General features: G+C 61.0%; 18 protein-coding genes and 3 pseudogenes. 15 read left to right on the top strand and 6 right to left on the bottom strand.

The genetic code is table 11. From position 1 onward, the window contains the following. Position 1 precedes the first annotated feature (1 nt). Positions 2–550: a hypothetical protein gene (locus tag ACW9JE_RS03675; RefSeq protein ID WP_457431937.1), complete on the bottom strand. Its 549-nt coding sequence runs from the start codon at positions 548–550 to the stop codon at positions 2–4. A gap of 162 nt (positions 551–712) precedes the next feature. On the opposite strand from ACW9JE_RS03675, the gene ACW9JE_RS03670 reads away from it, so the two are divergent. From ACW9JE_RS03670 to ACW9JE_RS03630, 9 genes are read left to right on the top strand one after another with little or no spacing between them, the layout of a single operon-like run. Next, the gene (locus ACW9JE_RS03670) at positions 713–1048 is read left to right on the top strand and encodes a hypothetical protein (protein ID WP_457431936.1); all 336 of its coding nucleotides are present in this window, start codon (positions 713–715) and stop codon (positions 1046–1048) included. A 57-nt stretch (positions 1049–1105) separates the two neighbouring features. Then, on the top strand, positions 1106–1714 hold the full coding sequence (locus tag ACW9JE_RS03665) for a tail assembly protein (protein WP_457431935.1): 609 nt from the start codon (positions 1106–1108) through the stop codon (positions 1712–1714). After that, positions 1711–4914, top strand: coding sequence for a host specificity protein J (locus ACW9JE_RS03660; RefSeq protein WP_457431934.1), 3204 nt, complete (start codon positions 1711–1713; stop codon positions 4912–4914). Before ACW9JE_RS03665 ends, ACW9JE_RS03660 begins: the two co-directional genes overlap by 4 nt. Before the next feature lies 1 nt (position 4915). Next, the gene (locus ACW9JE_RS03655) at positions 4916–5872 is read left to right on the top strand and encodes a hypothetical protein (RefSeq protein ID WP_457431933.1); all 957 of its coding nucleotides are present in this window, start codon (positions 4916–4918) and stop codon (positions 5870–5872) included. Next, positions 5869–6270 carry a hypothetical protein gene (locus ACW9JE_RS03650; protein ID WP_457431932.1) on the top strand — a complete coding sequence of 134 codons (402 nt, stop codon included), beginning with the start codon at positions 5869–5871 and terminating at the stop codon, positions 6268–6270. Before ACW9JE_RS03655 ends, ACW9JE_RS03650 begins: the two co-directional genes overlap by 4 nt. Before the next feature lie 60 nt (positions 6271–6330). Beyond that, positions 6331–6912, top strand: a complete 582-nt coding sequence (locus tag ACW9JE_RS03645) for a DUF7338 family protein (RefSeq protein ID WP_457431931.1) — start codon at positions 6331–6333, stop codon at positions 6910–6912. A gap of 1 nt (position 6913) precedes the next feature. Then, on the top strand, positions 6914–7462 hold the full coding sequence (locus ACW9JE_RS03640; protein ID WP_457431930.1) for a glycoside hydrolase family 19 protein: 549 nt from the start codon (positions 6914–6916) through the stop codon (positions 7460–7462). After that, positions 7463–7993 carry a DUF2514 family protein gene (locus ACW9JE_RS03635; protein WP_457431929.1) on the top strand — a complete coding sequence of 177 codons (531 nt, stop codon included), beginning with the start codon at positions 7463–7465 and terminating at the stop codon, positions 7991–7993. Positions 7994–8045: 52 nt separating this feature from the next. After that, positions 8046–8345, top strand: coding sequence for a hypothetical protein (locus ACW9JE_RS03630; RefSeq protein WP_457431928.1), 300 nt, complete (start codon positions 8046–8048; stop codon positions 8343–8345). Between the two features lie 32 nt (positions 8346–8377). Here ACW9JE_RS03630 and ACW9JE_RS03625 read toward each other — a convergent pair whose 3' ends face one another. Together ACW9JE_RS03625 and ACW9JE_RS03620 are read right to left on the bottom strand one after the other, a co-directional pair. Further along, a complete protein-coding gene (locus ACW9JE_RS03625; protein ID WP_457431927.1) occupies positions 8378–9562 on the bottom strand; it encodes a tyrosine-type recombinase/integrase in 1185 nt (394 codons plus the stop codon). A gap of 271 nt (positions 9563–9833) precedes the next feature. Further along, positions 9834–10913 carry a patatin-like phospholipase family protein gene (locus ACW9JE_RS03620; RefSeq protein ID WP_457431926.1) on the bottom strand — a complete coding sequence of 360 codons (1080 nt, stop codon included), beginning with the start codon at positions 10911–10913 and terminating at the stop codon, positions 9834–9836. A 293-nt stretch (positions 10914–11206) separates the two neighbouring features. On the opposite strand from ACW9JE_RS03620, the gene ACW9JE_RS03615 reads away from it, so the two are divergent. From ACW9JE_RS03615 to ACW9JE_RS03605, 3 genes are read left to right on the top strand one after another with little or no spacing between them, the layout of a single operon-like run. Next, on the top strand, positions 11207–11530 hold the full coding sequence (locus ACW9JE_RS03615; RefSeq protein ID WP_175377672.1) for a PepSY domain-containing protein: 324 nt from the start codon (positions 11207–11209) through the stop codon (positions 11528–11530). Between the two features lie 3 nt (positions 11531–11533). Beyond that, a complete protein-coding gene (locus ACW9JE_RS03610; protein ID WP_175377673.1) occupies positions 11534–12202 on the top strand; it encodes a response regulator transcription factor in 669 nt (222 codons plus the stop codon). Continuing rightward, entirely contained in the window at positions 12199–13515 is a 1317-nt protein-coding gene (locus ACW9JE_RS03605) for a sensor histidine kinase (RefSeq protein ID WP_457431925.1), read from the top strand. Before ACW9JE_RS03610 ends, ACW9JE_RS03605 begins: the two co-directional genes overlap by 4 nt. Before the next feature lie 163 nt (positions 13516–13678). On the opposite strand, the gene ACW9JE_RS03600 is transcribed toward ACW9JE_RS03605, so the two are convergent. The 3 genes and pseudogenes from ACW9JE_RS03600 to ACW9JE_RS03590 form a co-directional block, all read right to left on the bottom strand. After that, positions 13679–15355, bottom strand: a complete 1677-nt coding sequence (locus ACW9JE_RS03600; RefSeq protein ID WP_457431924.1) for an MFS transporter — start codon at positions 15353–15355, stop codon at positions 13679–13681. Between the two features lie 297 nt (positions 15356–15652). Next, positions 15653–16168 (bottom strand): annotated as a pseudogene (locus tag ACW9JE_RS03595) (methyl-accepting chemotaxis protein); the annotation flags it as partial. Positions 16169–16510: 342 nt separating this feature from the next. Next, positions 16511–17581: pseudogene (locus ACW9JE_RS03590) on the bottom strand (HAMP domain-containing protein); the annotation flags it as partial. A 655-nt stretch (positions 17582–18236) separates the two neighbouring features. On the opposite strand from ACW9JE_RS03590, the gene ACW9JE_RS03585 reads away from it, so the two are divergent. From ACW9JE_RS03585 to ACW9JE_RS03575, 3 genes and pseudogenes are all read left to right on the top strand, one after another. After that, positions 18237–19553 (top strand): Na+/H+ antiporter family protein, encoded by a 1317-nt coding sequence (locus ACW9JE_RS03585; protein ID WP_457431923.1) that lies wholly within the window; start codon positions 18237–18239, stop codon positions 19551–19553. Between the two features lie 146 nt (positions 19554–19699). Further along, positions 19700–20557 (top strand): annotated as a pseudogene (locus ACW9JE_RS03580) (cache domain-containing protein); the annotation flags it as partial. 84 nt (positions 20558–20641) lie between these two features. Further along, entirely contained in the window at positions 20642–21463 is an 822-nt protein-coding gene (locus ACW9JE_RS03575) for a methyl-accepting chemotaxis protein (protein ID WP_411961611.1), read from the top strand. Positions 21464–21755: the final 292 nt, after the last annotated feature.

The following is a 21755-nucleotide window of genomic DNA, read 5'->3' as shown; positions in this document are numbered from 1 at the left end:
GTTATGAATACTTCGTCGAAAGAACGCTTTTCAGAAAGCTCAGCGCCCGATTCGACTGGGCTTTTGCCTCTTGGATACTTTCCCCGACGCTCTGATGCCAAAGATCCACGGTCCACCCATGGGTGTTCTCGGTTGTCAGATGCGCTCGCTCAATTTCGATTACAAACGCACGACGACCTTCTGGGAAAATGCCGCTATCCGCCGCATACCCAAGAATCTCTCCAGCAACCATGAGCTGGGCACCGTATTCGGCGAACACGCCTCTATCCCTGTAGATCAAGCCTATATTGAAGCTCGAGTAGAATTTTCCGGCGTCTTCTTCATCGCTTGATAAGCACCGAAATGATTCGAATCGGCCTCCAGGTGCATTAAGGATTTCTACCGCAGACCTCAGCTCTGGGTTGCGGCTCAGTTCAGGAATTTCACCTATCCTGTCTGGCTCCTTCGATAGCCAGATCACAGGATGCACATCGCCGTCGGGGTCTGCAGCATAGGGAATATTTTTCTGCTGTGTGCTCAGCCTGATTTCAACCGCCGTCCAATTGCTCATTTCATCAATGCCCCAAGTCGTCCATGTGAACGCCAGAAGCTACTCTCGAATGCCGGGATGGCGTTACTGGGGATTCGTACAGCAGGCTTTCCTGAGCGATAGGCCCTGTATTTTTTCGCAGTGTCCCTGTTAGAGTCGCGAAAACACAGGGAGGCAGTAGCAATGCGGAAAATCATCACGGCCATCGCCTTGATCGCACTGGCGGGGTGCACCACTTCTGGTCTTGAGAAAGACCAGCCGGCCTACGCTGATCACTCAAACAAGACGCCGCAGCAGTTTTCAAGATGTCTCGCGCCGAAGTGGCAGGACTTGAATCCGTCAACGACCTCAGTCGAAACGGAGACGGGTTACAAAATCGCGGCATCCTCCACCTATACGGGTGTGATCGCACTGGCGGTCGTGGAGAAATCCGACACTGGAACTTCAGTGCGCGTCTTCCTGCCCATGGACTGGTCAGCAACGGCAAGGTGGAAGGACGCCGCTAAATCCTGCATGTAAACATCGAAAACAAGCCAAGCCGCCTACGGGCGGTTTTTTATTGCCTGGAGAAAATGTATGAGCGCCGCCGAGAAGGGAATGACCAGGATTTTGCTCTCTGGCAGCCTCGCACAAGCCTTCGGGCGCGAACACTTTCGTAAGCTTGAAACAGGCACTGTCAGCGAAGCTTTCAGCGCGCTGAAGCACACAATTGAAGGATTCGAGGACTTCATCCGATCTGATGCGCGCCGGGCCCAGCGCTACGCCATCTTTCGCAACCGTGAAAATGTTGGTGAAAAACAGTTTTCTCTGAGTGGCACCACGGAGATCCGCATCGTGCCAGTCATATCTGGCAGCAAAAACGGCGGCCTGTTTCAGACAATCATTGGTATCACGCTGATTGTTGTGGGTGTCCTTGTGACGCCGATTTCTGGACCGATCGGCGCGGCGCTGATCAACGTCGGCATCGCGATGACGATTGGCGGGGTCATTCAAATGCTATCTCCCACGCCAAAAACTGGAAGCCAGGAAGATCAAGCTGGTACCGAAAACAAACCGAGCTACCTGTTCAATGGGGCGTTCAACTCAACGCAGCAAGGCCTGCCTGTGCCCGTGGTCTACGGGAAGATGCTGGTCGGCTCCAGCGTTGTCGCTGTCGGCACCTGGTCGGAGGCCCTACCCTTATGAGTGAAATTATCGTTGGTCGCAAGGGTGGCGGCAAAGGTGGTGATGGAGGCTCTGGGCGGCAAGCAGTAGAGGCCCCGGATAGTTTGCGATCCCGCCAGCATGTGCGTGTATTGCACGCGATTTGTGAGGGAGAGGTTGAAGGCCTTGCCGGATTTTTGCAGGGTGTGTTTTTCGATGATGTTCCACTGCAGAATCCAGACGGCAGCATCAACTTCACCAATGTCGGGATAGATTTTCGGAATGGCACGCAGTGGCAGTCGTATGTACCTATTACGGGGCTTGAAGCTGAGCAGAGTGTCGGCGTCGAACTGAAGTGGAACGTTCCAATTGAGCGTGCGATTACCGATACGGACGTTGATGCCGTGCGCGTAACAGTCAGCGTCCCACAATTGAGTGAGCAAAACACCACAAACGGCGACACCAATGGAGCTACTGCGCAATTTACAGTTGAGTCCCGTCTAGGGGCCGGGGCCTGGGTTCCACTCACGGGCATTCTGACCATTAGCGGCAAGACGATGAGTCGGACCCAGTTCTCCTACTACTTCAGATTGCCGTCTTCGGGCGGACTTGTTCGGTATATTCGTGCCTATCGCACCTCCCCTGACTCCACCAGCGCCGCGCTTCAAAATCGAACCTTTTTCGACAGCTACACCTTGTTGTGGGACGAAAAACTGCGCTACCCGAACACGATGATAGTCGGGCTCTCCATTGATGCTCAGCAGTTCGCCAGCATCCCGCGTATGGCCTTCATGGTTCGCGGTCTCAAGGTTCTGGTCCCAAGCAACTACAACCCTGCGACGCGGTCGTACTCCGGATCGTGGAATGGCTCCTTTACGCGCGCCTGGACCGATAATCCGGCCTGGGTCTGGTACGACATGCTGACAAATACTCGCTATGGCTTGGGCAGCTTGCTGGATTCGGCGCTGATCGATAAATACGCCCTTTACAGCATCGCTCAGTATTGCGATGCGCTGGTGCCGAATGGCTATGGAGGGTACGAGCCACGGTTTACCTGCAACCTGGCACTCACCACCCAGCAGGATGCGTGGAAGCTGGTCAACGACATGGTGTCGGTGTTTCGGTCCATCTGCTTCTGGGCGGGCGGTACTCTCACGGCCGTTCAGGATGCGCCGAGATCAAGCCGTTATCTGTTCAACAACTCCAACGTGGTCGGCGGTGATTTCAGCTATCAGTCAGTGGCGAATGATCAGCGCTACAACGTCGCGGCGGTCACCTGGAACGATCCGACCCAGCAATACAAGCAGTCGGTTGAAATCGTTGAGCGGCCCGAGTTGATCGTGAAGTGGGGGAGGATCCAGCAGAGCGACGTGGTGGCCGTAGGCTGCACGTCGCGCGGCCAGGCTCGGCGTTTGGGTCGCTGGCTGCTGTACGCCGAGAACGAAGCCGTGACTTTTGCGGTTGGGGCTGATGGGGCGATCCCATTGCCTGGCGATATCATCGATATCGCTGACGCCAATCGTGCTGGCGCGCGTAATGGTGGTCGCCTGCTGTCCGGCAGCACTGCTTCAACCCTGTTGCTGGATGCGCCGATCGGCATGTCTGGCGCCGGGACTGTCAGCGTGGTGATGGCGGACGGGGCGTTCGCCAAGGCCTCTGTCACCGTCGGGGCAGGTGCCACGTCGATAACGGTCTCTCCGCCGCTGGCCTCCGCGCCATTGGCTTCTGCGCCCTGGTGCTTTTCGACGCCTGCACTGGAAACGCAGAAGTTTCGGATCATCGGTGTCAGCGAAGGCGACGATGGGACTTATGCCATCAGTGCTGTGGCGTACGACGCAGACAAGTTCAACCAGGTCGAATACGGCACGCCAGACGTCGACAACCCAATCAGCAATGTAAACCTGGCGGCGCCGGATGCGATGGGGCCACTGACGTTCCTCGAGTCGCTATACGACACCGGTACCGGGTTGGCGGCGGCGCGCCTTTCGGTAAGCTGGACGCCGCCCGCACGGGCGATGCGCTATCAGATCGAAGTCAAGAAGCCCGGCGGCAACTGGGAATACGTCACGGAAATCGCGACACCTGCAATCGATTTCGACTCAGCTTCGTCTGGGTTATGGTCGCTGCGAATTACACCGAAGTCCGTGCTTGGGCTCGCCGGTCCAACGTCGATCCAGACCTATACCGCGCAGGCGCTGCTTGCTCCGCCAGGAGCCTTGGTCGACCTGAGACTTGATGTCATCAATAGCGTTGCAACGCTGGCCTGGGAACCTGTTCCAGAGCTGGACGTGAAGCTTGGCGGTAGCATCAACATCCGCCATTCGCGTAACACCGCGGCGACATGGGATTCCGCTTTGCCGTTGACTGAAGTCGCTGGGCGCTCTACCTCGACTGTGGTGTCGCTGCTGCCGGGCAAATACCTGGCGCGGGCGGTCGACTCATCCGGCGTCGGCGGTCCGGTCATCGAGGTCTGGTCGGATGCGCAAGTACCGCTCCCGGCCAACGTGGTGCTGACCATCACCGAGTCACCGAGCTTTACCGGCGCTGTGGTCAATGCTGCGGCAGGCGGAGGCGTGCTGAAAATGGCCGCTACTGGGCTATTTGATGAGATGGCAGATGTTGATGCGGTACTCGGTGAAGTCGACAAGTTCGGTGGCTCGGCCCTGTCGATGACCTACAGCTTCGCGGCGCTTGCTGATCTTGGGTACGTCTACGACTCGCGGCTGACCGCCGATGTCGTGGCGGCTCTGTACGACGACGGCACCTACGTCGATACGATCGCCGACTTTGACTCACTGATCGGCATCGATGGCGATCCACCGAATGGCGCGTCGCTGTCGTTGTGGGTGCGGACATCGGATGTATCGCCGGCGGTATGGTCAGCCTGGAAGCCATTTGTGGTGGGGGATTATCGCGCTCGCGTATTCGACTTTCAGCTTCGGGGAACGGTCGCTCAGGTTTCGAACTGGATCGACGTCACCAAGCTTGAGGTTGTCATCGATATGCCTGACCGGATTGAGAGCGGAAATGACATTCCGGTTCCCATTGGCGGGCTGGTCATTACCTACAACCCACCATTCAATGCCTCACCCGCGGTTAGCCTGACCGCGCAAAGCCTGGCAGCAGGTGACTACCTCGACGTTTCCGCCAAGACCGCCACAGGCTTCACGGTTCGCATCCGAAACTCCAGCGGAGTAGCCGTGGCTGGGCGCTCGATTGACTACATTTCCAAAGGATACTGATATGTCACAGCATGATATGGATGTTGCCAACGGCCCGGGGGCAACTGTTCGAACGGATATCAATAATGCGCTGCAGGCGCTGGCATCCAGCAGTGTCGGGGCACTTCCTCCTGCCACGACATTCCCGTGCCAATGGTGGGGAGACACTACGGCAGGCCTGCTGAAGCGGCGCAATAGTGCGAACTCAGCCTGGATCGATATGGGCGCGCTGGATTCGTTGAGCTACCTGCTTGCGTCAGGCGGCACCATGACCGGGCCAATCAATGATGCGACACCGCAGACGATCGCCTCGGCGACGACTACGGACATTGGGGCCTCCACCTCAAACGTGGTCTACATCAGCGGCACAACCACGATCACTGGTCTTGGTACGATTGCGGCAGGTGCCCGGCGCACTGTTCGGTTCCTTGGTAATCTGGTACTGACCCATAACGTCACGTCTTTGATTCTCCCAGGGAATGCGAGCATCACGACGGCAGCAAACGATACCGCCGAGTTTTTGAGTCTTGGAAGCGGTAACTGGATTTGCCTGGATTACACCTACCGGCTGGCGTCTTCATCGCGTGCTGCTCTGGGCGCCCTGGACGCTGCACTGGCGGACTTTACGATCATCTACCCGAATGGTGGGACGCAAGCTGTTCCTGCCACGCTCTCCAACAACACCCGTTATGTTTCTACCAATCCGTTCCCTGGATTCAGGGTGTTCTGTGTTTCGCAAATCAAGGTTGGAGCTGCATGGGGTGCACCAAACTGGAGTACCTGGCTAGATGCTGGGGCATTTCAGACGTTTGGCGTCATGACCAGTCAGCTAACCGACGACACGCTGATTACCGTTACCGGTAAACAAGGTGTATGTACGGGGGACGACAAATTAAACCCGCATCCATTCGGTTCCACATCCAACATTATCACGGCGCCAGCAAGGATTCTGGTCTGGAAGCTCAAGGGGGCGGTATGACAGATTTAACTGTATTCGCAGCAGCAGGCAGCAACTTTCAGCAGGTTGGCGGTGAGTGTCCGGAAGGATGGATTGTCATGAACTCCCAGCGGCCTGAAGGCGATCAATGGGCAGATTACACCGCGCAGCCTGACGGTTCCTGGGCGATCTCGGAAGAGACGCTTCTGGCCAAGTTGGCTGTCCAGGAATCCGTTTGGAGGGTCGCTGAGCTGCTTGTTATTGGCCGGCAGTTGGAGGCGATTGAGGAGGCCGAAGTCGCTGATCCAGGTGATGAACCAGTGGATTTACTCCCGGGTACGCGCAAGCAATGGTTGAAATACCGCAGTCTTGCCAGCAACTGGGTTGAAGGTGCTCTCGGTTACCCTCATGAGGCCAGCCGACCTGTTCGCCCGTCTTAAACCCGTGGTCGATTTATCAGCCCGCCATCGAGCGGGTATTTTTTTCGCCTGGAGAAAACCATGCTCGACATCTGCAAGGCGCTCGCTCAGTGGGTTTTTCTGCTGATGTCGAACCTGATACTCGATTTTCTTGGGCTGTTCGTGGTGGCTGCGGCGATCCCGTTCCGCGTGCCCGGCATCAGCGGCAGCGACGGCCGTGCGATCGTCAACCTGCCGCGCTGGGCATGGCTGTTCGGCAACGACTACGACGGCCTTCTGGGAGACAAGCGCGGCTGGTGGGCGGCCAATACGCCGTTCGGCTGGCCGGTCGATTCGTTTCTGGCGATGTGGTGGTGGGCGGCGATTCGCAACCCGGCCAACAACATGCGCTTCGTCAAACTGTGGCAGGCGCCCGTGGCTGGCAGCACGATCACTTACCGCGGCGATTACACGGTCGAGGACAGCCCGGGGCTGGGTGGTTGGCAATTCGTCATTGTCGAGAACGAGGGCAAGCACTGGTATGGCTTCTACTGGGTGCATCAGTGGAGCGACACCCGGGCCTTTGTGGTCCGTCTCGGCTACAAGGTCAAGCCCAGCCATGCCGGCACGACCGAAGAACCCAAAGGCATGACCACCAAACTCAATCCGTGGAAGGCGATCTGACATGCCCATCACCGCGCAGCAGTTGCTGCAGATCCTCCCGAACGCCGGCAAGCAAGCCGGCGTTTTTGCATCTGCGCTGAACCTGGCCATGGATCGGTTCCAGATCAACACCCGGCTGCGGATGGCGGCCTTCATCGCCCAGGTCGGGCATGAGTCTGGCCAGTTCCGGTATGTGAAGGAGCTCGGTGGCGACCAATACCTGAGCAAATACGACACCGGCCCGCTGGCCAAGCGCCTGGGCAATACGCCAGAGGCTGACGGCGACGGACAGAAGTACCGCGGGCGCGGCCTGATCCAGGTCACAGGCCACGACAACTATCTGGCATGCAGCAAGGCCCTGTTCGGCGATGACCGCCTGCTGCGCACCCCTGAGTTGCTCGAGCAGGCCGAGTGGGCATGCAAGTCGGCGGCGTGGTTCTGGAACTCGCGCAACCTGAACGTGCCCGCTGATGCCGGGGACTTCGAGTTGATCACCCGGCGCATCAACGGCGGATTAAATGGCCTTGCAGAGCGCCTTAACTTCTATAAGACCGCCCTGAAGGTGCTTTAAATGAACGCCATCATCCTGCGAATCCTTCCTTATATAGCAGCGGTCGCCCTGGTGGCCGCTGCGCTGTTCGGCGCCTATCACCATGGCGTGAGTACCACAAACGCGACATGGCAGGCCCAATGGAACGCACGCGATACCCGCGACAAGGTCGCCAAGGCTGAAAACGAGGCCGCCGCCCGGGCACGGGAGCAGGCCTACCAACAATCAATCAACAAGGCGGTACAGGATGGGCAACAGATCATCGACCAGGCAGTTGCTGATGCTGCCACTGCTCGCACTGCTGCTGTCAGCCTGCGCGGAGCAGCCGACGACCTTGCCGCTCGACTCGCAGCCAGTGAAGCCAGCGGTAATTCCTGCACTGCCGCCGCAAGCAAGGCAGCTGCCCGCGCCGCCGCTGTGCTTGCCGACGTGCTCAAGCGCGCTGACCAGCGAGCGGGCGACCTGGCTGAAGTTGCTGACCAAGCCAGAGCCCGGGGCCTGACCTGCGAGCAGGCCTACGATGGACTGGTCCAGTCGTCAGGGCTTCATTGAATCGCGACGGGTGTGCAATGATACTGTTCATTTATCCAGTATCGAGCAGGCCATGTACTTCTTCATTACCGTCATGAGAGAGAAGGGTGTCGCGCGCCCATGGAAGGACATTCGCGGCTCTACTCCGATCAGGGGCGACATCAACATCAACAATGAGATGTGCCAGGCGCTGAACAGGACCAGCGATATCGCGGTCATGCGGCCGCAGGGAATGCCTTTGAACAAGGTGCCCCTCCTGCCGCTCCTGGATGCCAGGATCTCGGGCATGGCCACCAACGCTTTCACGATCAGCGGCCTGGAGGAAATCGACGGCGTGCTGTACGCGCAGTCGTGGTGGTGCAGGGATTGTTGAATGTCGGCAGAACGCCGGAGAAGGGAAGGGCGCTATAGCCCTTCTTGGGTGGTAGTGATGATGTCCGCCCACTCTTGCATCATATCCCGGCGCTGCTCCAAGTAGGCGGCGTGGTTGTACACGTCTCGGATGAAGCTGGCGTCTGCGTGGGCGAGCTGACGCTCGATCCAGTCGCGGTTATAGCCGCGGCCGTTCATTTCGGTGGAGAACAGATGCCGGAACCCGTGCGGCGACTGTTTGCCGGTGAGGCCGCAGGCGTCCATGACGTTGTTGGCGTAGTTGGTCCCGATCGGCACCATAGGGTTGTTGCGGTTGATGAACACGTAGCGCTTGTCGCCCGTGATCGGCAACATGCTCTTCAGGATGGCGACGGCCTGGGTCGATAAAGGGACTGAGTGATCTCGGCGCATCTTCATCTTCGCCGCCGGCGTGGTCCAGATCGCGGCATCGAGGTCGATTTCCGACCATTCCGCATGCCTGACTTCCCCGGGTCGAGAGGCGGTGTAGATCATCAGCATCAGCGCGGACTTCATCTGATGGCCTGACGCACAGCCATTGATCGCGGCCATGGTCTTGGGCATCTCGCTGAAAGGCAGGAACGGATGCGGCCTGTGCTGGCCCATCTTCTCGGTAACGGCGTGCATCTCGGCAGTCGGGTTCACCTCAATGACCCCGATGGCGATGGCATAGCTGAAGACCTGGCTCATGCGCTGCCGGACTTTCACCGCTGTCGCCACCGATCCGCGCTTCTCAACACGACGAATCAAGGCAATGACGTCAGCTCGCTTGATGGCGTCAATCTGCCGGTCGCCCAGCACGGGCAACACATCCAGCTCCATCGCATTGCTGATCACCCGGTAACTGCCAGGGGAAAGCGTGCCCTTCCTGAAAGCCAGCCATTCGTCATAGATACGACGGAAGGTCTGGCCCCCGGCCGCAATCATCTCGGCCTTCTTGTCCCTTCTCGAATCGCGCGGGTCCACCCCGTTGGCGATGTCCTCTCGTGCCTCGTCTCTGCGTGCGCGCGCTTCCTTCAGTCCACTCTCCGGGTATGTCCCAAGCGAGATGCGGGCCTGCTTCCCAAGCCAGGTATATCGAAAGTGCCAGCTCTTCACGCCGCTCGCCGCCACGTAAAGTGAAAGGCCAAGGGCGTCCGGGAGGGTGTATGCCTTTTCCTTTGGCTTGGCCTGCTTGGCTGCCGTATCCGTGAGTGCCACTAGTACATTGCTCCCATGCTTACTTTCAAATGTACTGGATGATGTACTAACTGTTTTACATTGGGAAGGGATTGCGCGGTACTCGGTGATACTCGCCATTCAATATTTGCAGGGGGTTAAATCGGTTTGTGAGGCGGGGCGGTTTTTGGCGGGAGCCAACCGTGGAATTCTTGAAGATTTCCACAGGTGTTTTCAGCTCTGTTGAGGTGGCGATCGACGGGGCGACGCCGGGGCAATGGGGACTGGCGGCGAGTTTAACAGCTTGTCCTGACTAAAGGGTCAGCAAGCGCTCACCCAAGCGACCGTTGGCGGCCAGATCCAGAAACTCATCCCCCATCCGGCGGCTTTCATCCATCGCCGCGCGCCAGTATTTCTGCCGACTCGGAGCATCCCCCATGAAGCGCTTGAAGTCGTTGCGGTCTGGCAGTTTGCCGTAGGGCAGGCGCGCCAGGTATTCCTTCGACGGCGCCAGCAGCAACACATTCTGCAAACGCGCGGGGCACGCGCGGCGCCATGGCAGGGTCTTGTCGAACCAGCCCGGGATCACACGGTCGGTGAAGTGCGGGTAGAGCACGATGTCGTCGCCGCTGTAGGGCAGGTCGAGGTGATAGTCCAGCAGGCCGCCGTCGCGGAAGGTGCCGGCGCCGGCACCCGGCAGGTCGCGCACGCCTTCCATTACCATGGGGATCGAGCCGGAGGCCAGCAGGGCCTGGCGCAGGTTGCCGGTATCGAGGGCGACGAAGCGCGACGGGAAGTCATTGAGCGTATCGACCGGCGGCGCCAGGCGCGGATCGTGGATGATCAGCCGCTCGAAGTGCCGCGACAGCCGCGCACGACCGCGCAGGTTGTCGGCGATCACCGACGACAGGCCCAGCCCCAGACGGCCGCGATGATCGTCGGCGAGCAGGCCGTGGCTTTTGACCACCATGATGTTCAGGCGGTAATGGGCGTTGCCGAGCAGGGCGGCGTCGCGGCCATCGAGCAGGTCATCGAGCATGCGCCGCGAGCTCTGGCTGATCTGTGCCATGGTCACGCCCTTGTTGAAGTTCTGCTCGGTGTACAAGTGCCCGAGCCGGCGAATGCCCTCGGCGGCATCCGGCAGGCACGCGCTGGCGAAGCGCCAGGAACCCACCGAGGCGCCGATCAGCGAGCGCTCCCGCGGCGCCGCCGGCAGCCAGTCGCCGAACAACGCCAGGTCCAGCCCCTGAATCCCCAGCGCCTTCGGCCCACCGGCGGCACCGGGTAGGGTTCCGACATCGGCGGCGTTGAGGCCGTTGTCCCGAATGCGCGCAAAGGCGCGGGGGCCGGCCTTGAGGGTCAGGGAGGGGAATTTGATGTGGATGGCGGTCATACCGGTCTCAATGTCTGGCAAGCGCGCAATTATAAACATCTTGTGAGGCAGCACTGACCTTGTGGGAGCGGGCTTGCCCGCGATTCGATCTGACAGTCACATTGATGTTGGATGTGCCGCCGTCATCGCGGGCAAGCCCGCTCCCACAGGTCCTGCTCCAACAGGTATTGCGCAACGGTGTTCAATGATGGCAATTCAGTTTCAATTAAGTTCTCATTGCTAAGCTGCCTTGCAAGCAACACCTCATTAGACGCCGTCCCCGGCCAGGTTCTCAAGGATCATCAGGTTTCGTAATGACGCTGCTTTCTGTTTCTCATCGACGCGCCAGCACTCGGCTGGCGCTTGTGCTTCTGGCGGTTTGCTCGGTGGCGATGGCCCGCGATCTCGATCAGGACGAGGCCCTGCGCCTTCGCCAGCAGGGTGTGATCCTGCCGCTTGAGCAGGTGCTGCATCAGGCGCTGGAGCGCTATCCGGGGGCCAAGCTGCTGGAAGTCGAGCTCGAAGAGAAACACCACGTCTACATTTATGAAGTCGAACTGCTGACCACCGAAGGCGTGGTCCGCGAGATTGATGTCGAAGCCGCCACCGGCCGGCTGCTCAAAGACAAGGAAGATTGACCGATGCGTTTGCTCCTGGTGGAAGACCATGTGCCTCTGGCCGATGAATTGCTGGCGGGCCTCAATCGCCAAGGCTACGCCGTGGACTGGCTGGCTGACGGTCGCGACGCGGTGTATCAGGGCAGCAGCGAGCCCTACGACCTGATCATTCTCGACCTGGGCCTGCCCGGCCTGCCGGGGCTCGAAGTGCTGGCCCAGTGGCGCGCGGGCGGGCTGACGACGCCTGTATTGATCCTCACCGCTCGCGACTCCTGGGCCGAGCGCATCGAAGGCCTCAAGGCCGGCGCCGACGATTACCTGGCCAAGCCGTTTCATCCCGAAGAATTGCATCTGCGCATCCAGGGGTTGTTGCGTCGCGCCCACGGCCAGGTCAACCAGCCCACGCTCCAGGCGGCCGGCCTGCATCTGGATGAAGGCCGCCAGTGCGTGATCCGCGACGGCGCAGAGATCCAGCTGACCGCCGCCGAATTCCGACTGCTGCGCTATTTCATGCTCCACCCCGAGCAGATCCTGTCGAAAACGCACCTCGCCGAACACCTTTACGACGGTGAGACTGAGCGCGATTCCAACGTGCTGGAAGTCCACGTCAATCACCTGCGGCGCAAGCTGGGGCGCAGCGTGATCGAGACCCGACGCGGCCAGGGTTATCTGTTCGGCGGGCAAGCCCGGTGAGGTCGATCCAGCGCCGCTTGAGCCTGGGCCTGATCAGCGTGATGGTGGTGGTCGGCCTGATCCTGGCGCAGACCAGCCTGTGGCTGTTCGAAATGGGCCTGCAACGCTACCTCGAATCCGGCCTGCGCAACGACAGCGAGAACCTGCTGGTGGCGCTGGTGCGCGGCCCCGAGGGTCTGCAACTGGATGAGCGCCTGCTGTCGCCGGCCTATCAGCGACCGTTTTCCGGTCACTACTTCCGCATCGATTTCGCCGACAGCCACTGGCGCTCCCGCTCGCTGTGGGACCAGGAGTTGCCGCGACTGGAGCGGCCGGGGTTGCACAGCAACCTGCAACTGGGCCCGGAAGGCCAGCAACTGCTGGTGCTGCGTTCCGATTACCGGCGCCTGGGCCAGTCGATTTCCATCAGCGTCGCCCAGGACTACACCCCCGTCAGCGAAAGCTTTCGGCGTATGCGCCAGATTGGCATCGGGTTGGGGCTGGCGGGCCTGCTGCTGATCCTGCTGTTGCAGCGACTCACCGTGCGCCGCGCCTTGCGTCCGCTGGAAAAGGCTCGGGAGCAGATCGCCCAGCTCCAGCAAGGGCAGCGCTCGCAACTCGATGATCAGGTGCCGGTGGAGCTGGAGCCGCTGGTGGCGCAGATCAACCATTTGCTGGCCCACACCGAAGACAGTCTCAAGCGCTCGCGCAATGCTTTGGGTAACCTCGGTCACGCCCTGAAAACCCCGTTGGCGGTGCTGTTGAGCCTGGCTTCCAGCGAACAGCTCGACGGGCATCCGCAACTGCGCAAGATCCTCAAAACTCAGCTTGAGCAAGTACAGCAGCGCCTCAATCGCGAACTCAACCGTGCGCGCTTGTCAGGCGATGCGCTGCCGGGGGCGCTGTTCGACTGCGATGCCGAACTGCCGGGCCTGCTGGCGACCCTGAACATGATCCATGGCGAGCACCTGGACCTGAGCTACCGCTGCCCGCCGGGCCTGCAATTGCCCTGGGATCGCGAGGACCTGCTGGAGTTGCTCGGCAACCTGCTGGACAACGCCTGCAAGTGGGCGGATGCCGAAGTGCGGTTGAGTGTGGTGGAGAGCGAGCAGGGGTTTGAGCTGAGTGTCGAGGACGATGGACCGGGGATTCCCGAGGATCGGCGCGATCAGGTGCTCAGTCGGGGGACCCGGCTGGATGAACAGACCGATGGGCATGGGCTGGGGTTGGGGATCGTGCGGGATATCGTCGATAGCTGGGGTGGGGCGTTGAGTTTGCGCGAGAGTGAGTGGGGTGGGTTGAAGGTGGTGATCGAACTGCCCAAGCGCATCTGAAGCAAACCGCAAAGACCCTGTAATCACATGACCTGTGGGAGCGGGCTTGCCCGCGATTGCGATCTGACAGTCACCGCGATGTTGAATGTACTGCCGTCATCGCGGGCAAGCCCGCTCCCACAAGGATTGGGTGTTCCTTGAGGGAGTGGGCAGCCTTCTGGCCTCAGGTGTGATTGATATCCCTATCCTTGGTTTCCGGCATGAAGAAGATCCCCAGCACCGCCGTCATCACTGCAATCACGATCGGATACCACAGCCCGTAGTAGATATCCCCGGTGGCCGCGACCATGGCGAAGGCCACGGTCGGCAGGAAGCCGCCGAACCAGCCGTTGCCGATGTGGTAGGGCAGGGACATCGAGGTGTAGCGGATGCGCGCCGGGAACAGTTCCACCAGCCAGGCGGCGATCGGGCCGTAGACCATGGTCACGTAGATCACCAGGATCGTCAGCAGCAACAGCACCATCGGGTAGTTGGTCTTGGCCGGGTCGGCCTTCTCGGGGTAGCCGGCTTCTTTCAGGCCGGTGGCCAGGGAGGCGGTGAAGGCATCGTTGCGGGTCTTGAAGTCGGCGGCCGGCATGCCGGTGCCCTCGAAGCTCTCGACCACCCGATCGCCGATCCGCACCTGCGCCACAGTCCCGGGCTCGGCCTTCACGTTCTCATAAGGGATGGCCCGCTTGGCCAACAGGGTCTTGGCCAGATCGCAGGAGCTGGTGAATTTGGCCTTGCCCACCGGGTCGAACTGGAACGAACACTGGTCGGGATCGGCAATCACCGTGACCGGGTTCTTCTCCTGAGCGATGAACACGTCGGGGTTCCCGTACTGGGTCAGCGCATGGAAGATCGGGAAGTAGGTGAGCGCCGCCAGAATGCAGCCGGCCATGATGATGCCCTTGCGGCCTATGCGGTCGGACAGGCTGCCGAAGATCACGAAAAACGGCGTGCCGATTATCAGCGAGCCAGCGATCAGCAGGTTGGCGGTCTGGGCGTCGATCTTCAGGGTCTGCAACAGGAAGAACAGCGCGTAGAACTGCCCGGTGTACCAGACCACCGCCTGGCCCGCGGTGCCGCCGAGCAGCGCCATGATGACGATTTTCAGGTTTTCCCAGCGGGCGAAGGATTCGGTCAGCGGCGCCTTCGACGCCTTGCCTTCGGCCTTCATTTTCATGAACACCGGCGACTCGTTCAGTTGCAGACGAATGTAGACCGAGATCGCCAGCAGCAGGATCGACAGCAGGAACGGAATCCGCCAGCCCCACGCTTCGAAGGCCTCGGTGCCCAGAATGGTACGACAGGCGAGAATCACCAGTAGCGACATGAACAGGCCGAGGGTCGCGGTGGTCTGAATCCACGAGGTGAAATAACCGCGTTTACCCTTCGGCGCGTGTTCGGCCACGTAGGTCGCCGCACCGCCATACTCACCGCCCAGCGCCAGACCTTGCAGCAGACGCAGGGTGATCAGGATGATCGGCGCCGCGACGCCAATGGTCGCGTACCCGGGCAGGAAACCCACGATTGCCGTCGACACGCCCATGATCACGATGGTGATGAGGAAGGTGTGCTTGCGCCCGATCATGTCGCCCAGGCGGCCGAACACGATGGCGCCGAACGGCCGCACGGCAAAGCCTGCGGCAAAGGCGAGCAGGGCGAAGATGAAGGCGGTGGTTTCATTGACGCCGGCAAAGAAATGCTTGGCGATGATCGCAGCCAGAGAGCCGTACAGATAGAAGTCGTACCATTCGAACACAGTGCCCAAAGATGACGCGAAAATGACCTTTCGCTCCTCCCGGGTGACCCCGTGCTTGGGCTCACTGCCCATGGTGGTGCCGCTGATTGTCGCCATGAGATTTCTCCGTTCTTTCTTGTTTTCGGCCGGAGCACCTCTCAATTGTTGCCGCACCCTGGCCCTGGGGACTGCGCGAAACGTGGACACGAACTGACGGCCTCGCATTGCTGCAAGGTCCCTAGAAGCATAATCGTGATTGCGCAGATATCCACTCGCCATCATTCCGCTGACTGGATGGGGACCTGTAGGAGCGAGCATGCTCGCGATGGAGGCCCAGACACCGCTGGGTGTCAGGCACCCAGCGTTATCGTTGACGACCATCGCGAGCGTGCTCGCTCCTACAGGGGGCTGTGATCAGACGCGGAACTGATCCATCAGGCTCTGCTGATGGTTGGCCAGGCAATTGAGGGTCTGGCTCACCCGTGCGGTTTCATTGGCCTGGCCCGACAGCGATTCGGTCACGTCGCGAATGGTCGCCACATTGTTGTTGATCTCCTCGGCCACCGCGCTCTGTTCCTCGGCGGCGCTGGCGATCTGCAGGTTCATGTCGCTGATCACCGTCACCGCCTCGCCGATCTGCCGCAGCGCGGTTACCGCCTGGCTGACCTGCTCGACACTGCCCTGGGCCTGACGATGGCTGTTGCCCATCGAGCCCACCACTTCCTGAGTGCCATTCTGCAACTGCTCGATCACCAGACGGGTTTCCTCCACCGACTGCTGAGTGCGCTGGGCCAGGTTGCGCACTTCATCGGCCACCACCGCAAAACCGCGCCCGGCCTCACCGGCACGGGCCGCTTCGATCGCTGCGTTGAGCGCCAGCAGGTTGGTCTGCTCGGCAATGGCGCGGATCACTTCCAGCACCGAACCGATCTTCTCGCTGTTGGCGGCCAGGCCTTCGACCTGAGCCATCGCCGCGCTCATGTCGGCGGCCAGATGATCGATGCTCGCGGTGGTGCGGTCGATCACGGTCAGGCCCTGACGGGTCGCCTGATCGGCATCCCGCGCAGCCTGGGCCGCTTGCGCCGCGCTGCGGGCCACATCCTGAGCGGTGGCGCTCATTTCGTGGGACGCGGTCGCCACCTGATCCACCTGACGGTACTGCTGCTCCATGCCGGCGCTGGTCTGGGTGGCGATGGCCGAGGACTGATCGGCGGTGCCACGGGCGTCCTGCACCGAACGCTTCACCTCGGCGATGATCGGCTGCAACTTGTCGAGGAATCGGTTGAACCAGCCGGCCAGTTGGCCCAATTCGTCCTTCTTGTCGTAGGCCAGGCGCCGGGTCAGGTCGCCTTCGCCGCTGGCGATGTCTTCGAGCATGTGCGCCACGCCGAGGATCGGCTTGGTCACGCTGCGGGCCATCAACCACACCAGCAGCAGGCCGATCAACGCGGCCAGCACGCCCAGGCCGAGTTCGGTCAGGGTCCCGGCGGTGTTGCTGTCATCCAGCTGTTTTTTCAGCGCTTCGGCGGGGCCGACCAGGACTTTCTCCGGCACATCGAGCAACACGCCCCAGGTCTTGCCACCCGGAATCGGCTGGAACGGCGCCAGCACCTTGAGCTTTTCCTCGCTGTGCAGGCTGGTGGTCTGGCTGATGCTGGCGAGCATGCGCATCAGTTCGCCGCCGTTGCGCGGATCCACTGCTTCCAGACGCTGGCTGAGTTTGCCGACGTCCGGACTGTAGCCGGCGAGCAGGCCGGCGGGGCTGACGATGCTGACGCTGGTCTGGCCGTCGTAGAGCTTCTTGCTCGCGCTCTGGCTGAGGGCCTGCAGGCTGTTGAGGTTGATGTCCACCGACAGCGACGCGATGACCTTGCCGTTGAGCATCAGCGGGAAAACGATGCTGGTCATCAGCACGTTCTGGCCGTCGATCACATAGAAGTACGGCTCGATCACGCAGGGTTTGAGGGTCGCGCGCGGGCAGGTGAACCAGGCGTTGGCCGCCTCGCCGCCGGGGCCGGTGCTGGTGTCGGCGATGTCCTTTTCCGGCAGCGGCATGGACGTCAGCTTGCCCGGGGTCGGTTGCGACCAGTACAGGGCGAAACGGCCCTTTTCATTGCTGCCGATCTCGCCCTGATCGGCGAACAGTTCGTCCTTGCCGTCCAGTGCGTTGGGCTCGAACACCAGGGACAGGCCGAGCAGGTCCGGGTTGGCTTGCAGCGCGGATTTGACCTGGCGCGTCAGGTCCTCACGCAAGTCGAAGGCATCGAGAAAGCGCTTCTCGGCCTGATCGCGCAGGAACAGCACCTGCCGCGAAAAGCCGTGGCCGTACTGATAGGCATCCATGAACTGCTGGCGAATGTTCAGCGCCTGGTTCTCGCCCTGGGACTCGATCCGCGCCTGCGCTGCTTCGTTCAGCATCTCCATGCTCGAGGCTTTCACCAGCTGGGAGCTGTGCTCCATGCGATAAAGCGAAAGCCCGACCAGCAAGGTCACGACCCCCGCCAGGCAAAGCCCGGCCAGCAGGGTGATTTTCCATTGGATGGAAAGTTGTCTGAGCGACATGGAGACGTCCTTATTCGATAAATATCTGAGACTTTGCAGGTTAGCGGCAGGATTTTGGCTTTCTTTATTCCGTCTATCGGGCGTTGGAATACGTTTTCATTGGCGAAGAATATCTACTGTGGTGAGGGGCTTGCCTGTGGCGAGGGGGCTTGCCCCCGTTGGGTCGCGAAGCGGCCCCCTGCATTCTTCCAGGCAAACCGCATCCACAGGTTTTGCGACTGCTGCGCAGCCGAACGGGGGCAAGCCCCCTCGCCACAGGAGTCCGCGTCGCCACAGGGGGATCACATGTCGTTACATCCGCACGCACCCTGCGCTTTGACACGGGCGCGACCATACGGCAAAGTGCGCGCCCTCTAATAAAACCCATCTCCAAATCCGCTGGCGGCTCATCGCAGACTGCCGGACGGAGTCTTTTCGTTTGTCTTGAGGTAATGAAATGAATGCAGTGATTGCCGCGGTCGGCATCATGCTGGTTCTCAGCCTGTCGCGCGTGCACGTGGTCATCGCGTTGATCGTTGGCGCGCTGGTGGGCGGGTTGACCGGGGGGCTGGGCATCGAGGCGACGCTCAAGGCCTTCAACAGCGGGCTTGGCGGCGGGGCGACGGTGGCGTTGTCCTATGCCTTGCTCGGCGCGTTCGCCGTGGCCATCGCCAAGTCTGGCCTGGCCCACGCCCTGGCCGACAAGGCGCTGGCGCTGGTCGATCGCCAGCACGCCACCGGCGGCGGTCAGGTCAAATGGCTGCTGATCGGCCTGCTGTGGGTGGTGGCCATCGCCTCGCAGAACATTCTGCCGATACATATCGCCTTTATTCCGTTGCTGGTGCCGCCGCTTTTATACGTGCTGACCAAACTGCAACTGGACCGTCGGCTGATCGCCTGCGTCATCACCTTCGGCCTGATCACCCCCTACATGTTCCTGCCGGTGGGCTTCGGCAACATCTTCCTCAATGAAATCCTGCTGGCCAACGTGGCCCGCAGCGGCGTGGACGTCGCCGGCATCAACGTCACCCACGCCATGGGCATTCCGGCGCTGGGCATGCTGGTCGGGCTTGGGGTGGCGTTCATCAGCTACCGCAAAAAACGCGTGTACGACTTGGCGAAGATCGAGCAGGTCGAACAGGTGGCGGTGCAATACAACCCGTTGAGCCTGATGGTGGCGCTGCTGGCCATCGCCGCGGCGTTCATCGTGCAACTGCTGCTGGACTCGATGATCATCGGCGCGCTGGCCGGCTTCCTGATCTTCTCCCTGTCGGGCATTGTCAAATGGCGCGACACCGACGACCTGTTCACCGAAGGCATGAAGATGATGGCGATGATCGGCTTCATCATGATCGCCGCCTCCGGCTTCGGTGAAGTAATCAAGGCCACCGGCGAGGTGCAGACGCTGGTGGAAGCCTCGGCGTCGTGGATCGGCCACAGCAAGGCCATCGGCGCGCTGCTGATGTTGCTGGTGGGACTGCTGGTGACCATGGGCATCGGCTCGTCGTTTTCCACGGTGCCGATCCTCGCGGTGATTTTCGTGCCGCTGTGCGTGCAGCTGGGCTTCAGCCCGATCGCCATCGTGTGCATCGTCGGCACCGCCGGCGCCCTGGGTGATGCGGGCTCGCCGGCCTCGGACTCGACACTGGGCCCGACCTCGGGCCTGAACATCGACGGGCAGCATCACCATATCTGGGACACCGTGGTGCCGACGTTTCTGCATTACAACTTGCCGTTGCTGGCGTTCGGGTGGTTGGCGGCGATGGTCCTGTAATCCGGCTGATTCGGGTTGCCCACAGGTTTTGTGCACACCACAGAACCTGTGGGAGCTGGCTTGCCAGCGATGACGGTGTGCCAGTCAACACTTATGCCGCCTGACGCACCGCCATCGCGGGCAAGCCCGCTCCCACAGTTTTCCCAATGTCAGGCCTTATTCAACTTTTGGTTTCGCGTGCCGTTAAAGCCTTTACCCACGCCAATAAAACCAAAAGAGTGAACGCCATGCGCATGAGCCTGAAGGCCAAAGTCCTGTCCCTTGCCGTCCTCCCGGTGCTGCTCTTTGCGCTGGTCATCAGCCTGACCACGCTGTTCATCCTGCAAGGCCAGGCTCGAAACGAGGTCGAGGAAACTCGCGAACGGCTGCTCACTGACGCCAAGGCCACCCTGCAAAGTTACGTCGCCGTGGCCATGACCACCATCAAGCCCCTGTACGACGCCGCCGCCCCCGGCGATGACGCGGCACGGGCCCAGGCCATCAAGCTGCTGTCGAACATCGCCTACGGCAAGGAAGGCTACTTCTTCGGTTACGACTCCAACACCGTGCGCCTGTTCAAGGCCAACAGCCCCGAAGGCGTGGGCCAGAGCTTCAAGGACAACCGCGATCCCAACGGCGTCTACGTCAACCGCGACCTGGTGAAGGTCGCCAAGGACGGCACCCACTACCTGCAATACAGCTCGCCGCTGCCGGGTAACAGCCAAGTGCTGGTGCCCAAGCTCGGTTACACCGAATACCTGGCCAAGTGGGACATGGCGGTCGGTACCTCGGTCAACCTCGACGGCATCGAGGCGCAAGTCGCCGTGGTCGAAGCCAAGGTGCAGGAGCGCATGCAGGGCGTGGTGCTGAGCATCGTCGGCGTGGCCGTGGTGGTGCTGTTGCTGATCGCCGCGGCCGGGATGCTGCTGGCCAACACCATCCTGCGTCCGCTGAACCTGATGAAAGCCAACCTCGATGACATCGCGGCGGGCGAAGGCGACCTGACCCGTCGTCTGAGCATCACCAGCCACGACGAGCTGGGCGAGCTGGCCGGCTCCTTCAACCGTTTTGTCGACAAGATCCATGGACTTGTCCGCCAGATCACCGAAATGACCAGCCAACTGACTGCTCTGGTGCATCAGGTGTCCGACCAGGCCCAGCGTTCGGACCAGGCCATGGAGCGTCAGCGTCACGAGACCGATCAGGTCGCGACGGCGATCAACGAAATGTCCGCCGCCGCCCAGGAAGTGGCCAAGAGTGCACAGAACGCTGCGGTTGCGGCGCAGCAGACCGATGAAGAAGGTCAGGCCGCCAAACGCGTGGTGGCTGGCAGCATCGTGAAGATTCATGCGCTGGTGGATGACATTCGCAGCAGCGGCGTGTCCCTCGACAGCCTGCAAAAGGACGTGTCGTCGATTGTCAGTGTGCTTGGGGTCATCCGTTCGATTGCCGAACAGACCAACCTGCTGGCGCTCAATGCCGCGATCGAAGCGGCTCGTGCTGGTGAAGCCGGTCGCGGATTCGCGGTGGTGGCCGATGAAGTGCGGGCGCTGGCCAGCCGCACGCAGATCAGCACCCAGGAAATCCAGGGCATGATCGACCGCCTGCAGGCCGGCACCCAGTCGGCGGTCGAAGCCATGCGCCGCTCCAGCGAAGCTGGCGACGGCACCTCGGCCCAGGCCAACGAAGCCGGCGCGTCTCTGGACACCATGGCGCAGCTGATCGCCACCATCAACTCGATGAACGCCCAGATCGCCAGCGCCGCCGAAGAACAGACCGCCGTGGCCGAAGAGATCAACCGCAGCGTGCACCAGATCGCCGTCGCCGTGGACAACGTCGCCGACGAAACCCAACAAGGCGCCCAAACCTCCCGCAGCCTGGCCGACCTGGGCCAGCGCCTGGGCGGGCTGGTGGGCCAGTTCCGCATCTAAGGCGCAACGCAATCCCTGTAGGAGCGAGCACGCTCGCGATGGTCGCCAACGATAACGCTGGCATCCTGACGGCCCACGGTGTCCCGACCTCCATCGCGGGCAAGCCCGCTCCCACAGTGATTTTTTCAGTTGTCGAAAATTTCGCGTACACCCACCGACCTTGTGGGAGCGGGCTTGCTCGCGAATACGGTGTGTCAGCTTGAGAATTCATTGACTGATACACCGCCTTCGCGAGCAAGCCCGCTCCCACAGTGATTTTCAGTTGTCGAAAATTTTGCGTACACCCACCGAC

It is taken from the genome of Pseudomonas sp. SDO55104_S430, assembly GCF_054070595.1.
Note: the sequence above shows the minus strand (reverse complement) of the source record. Positions and strands in the feature narration are given on the sequence as shown.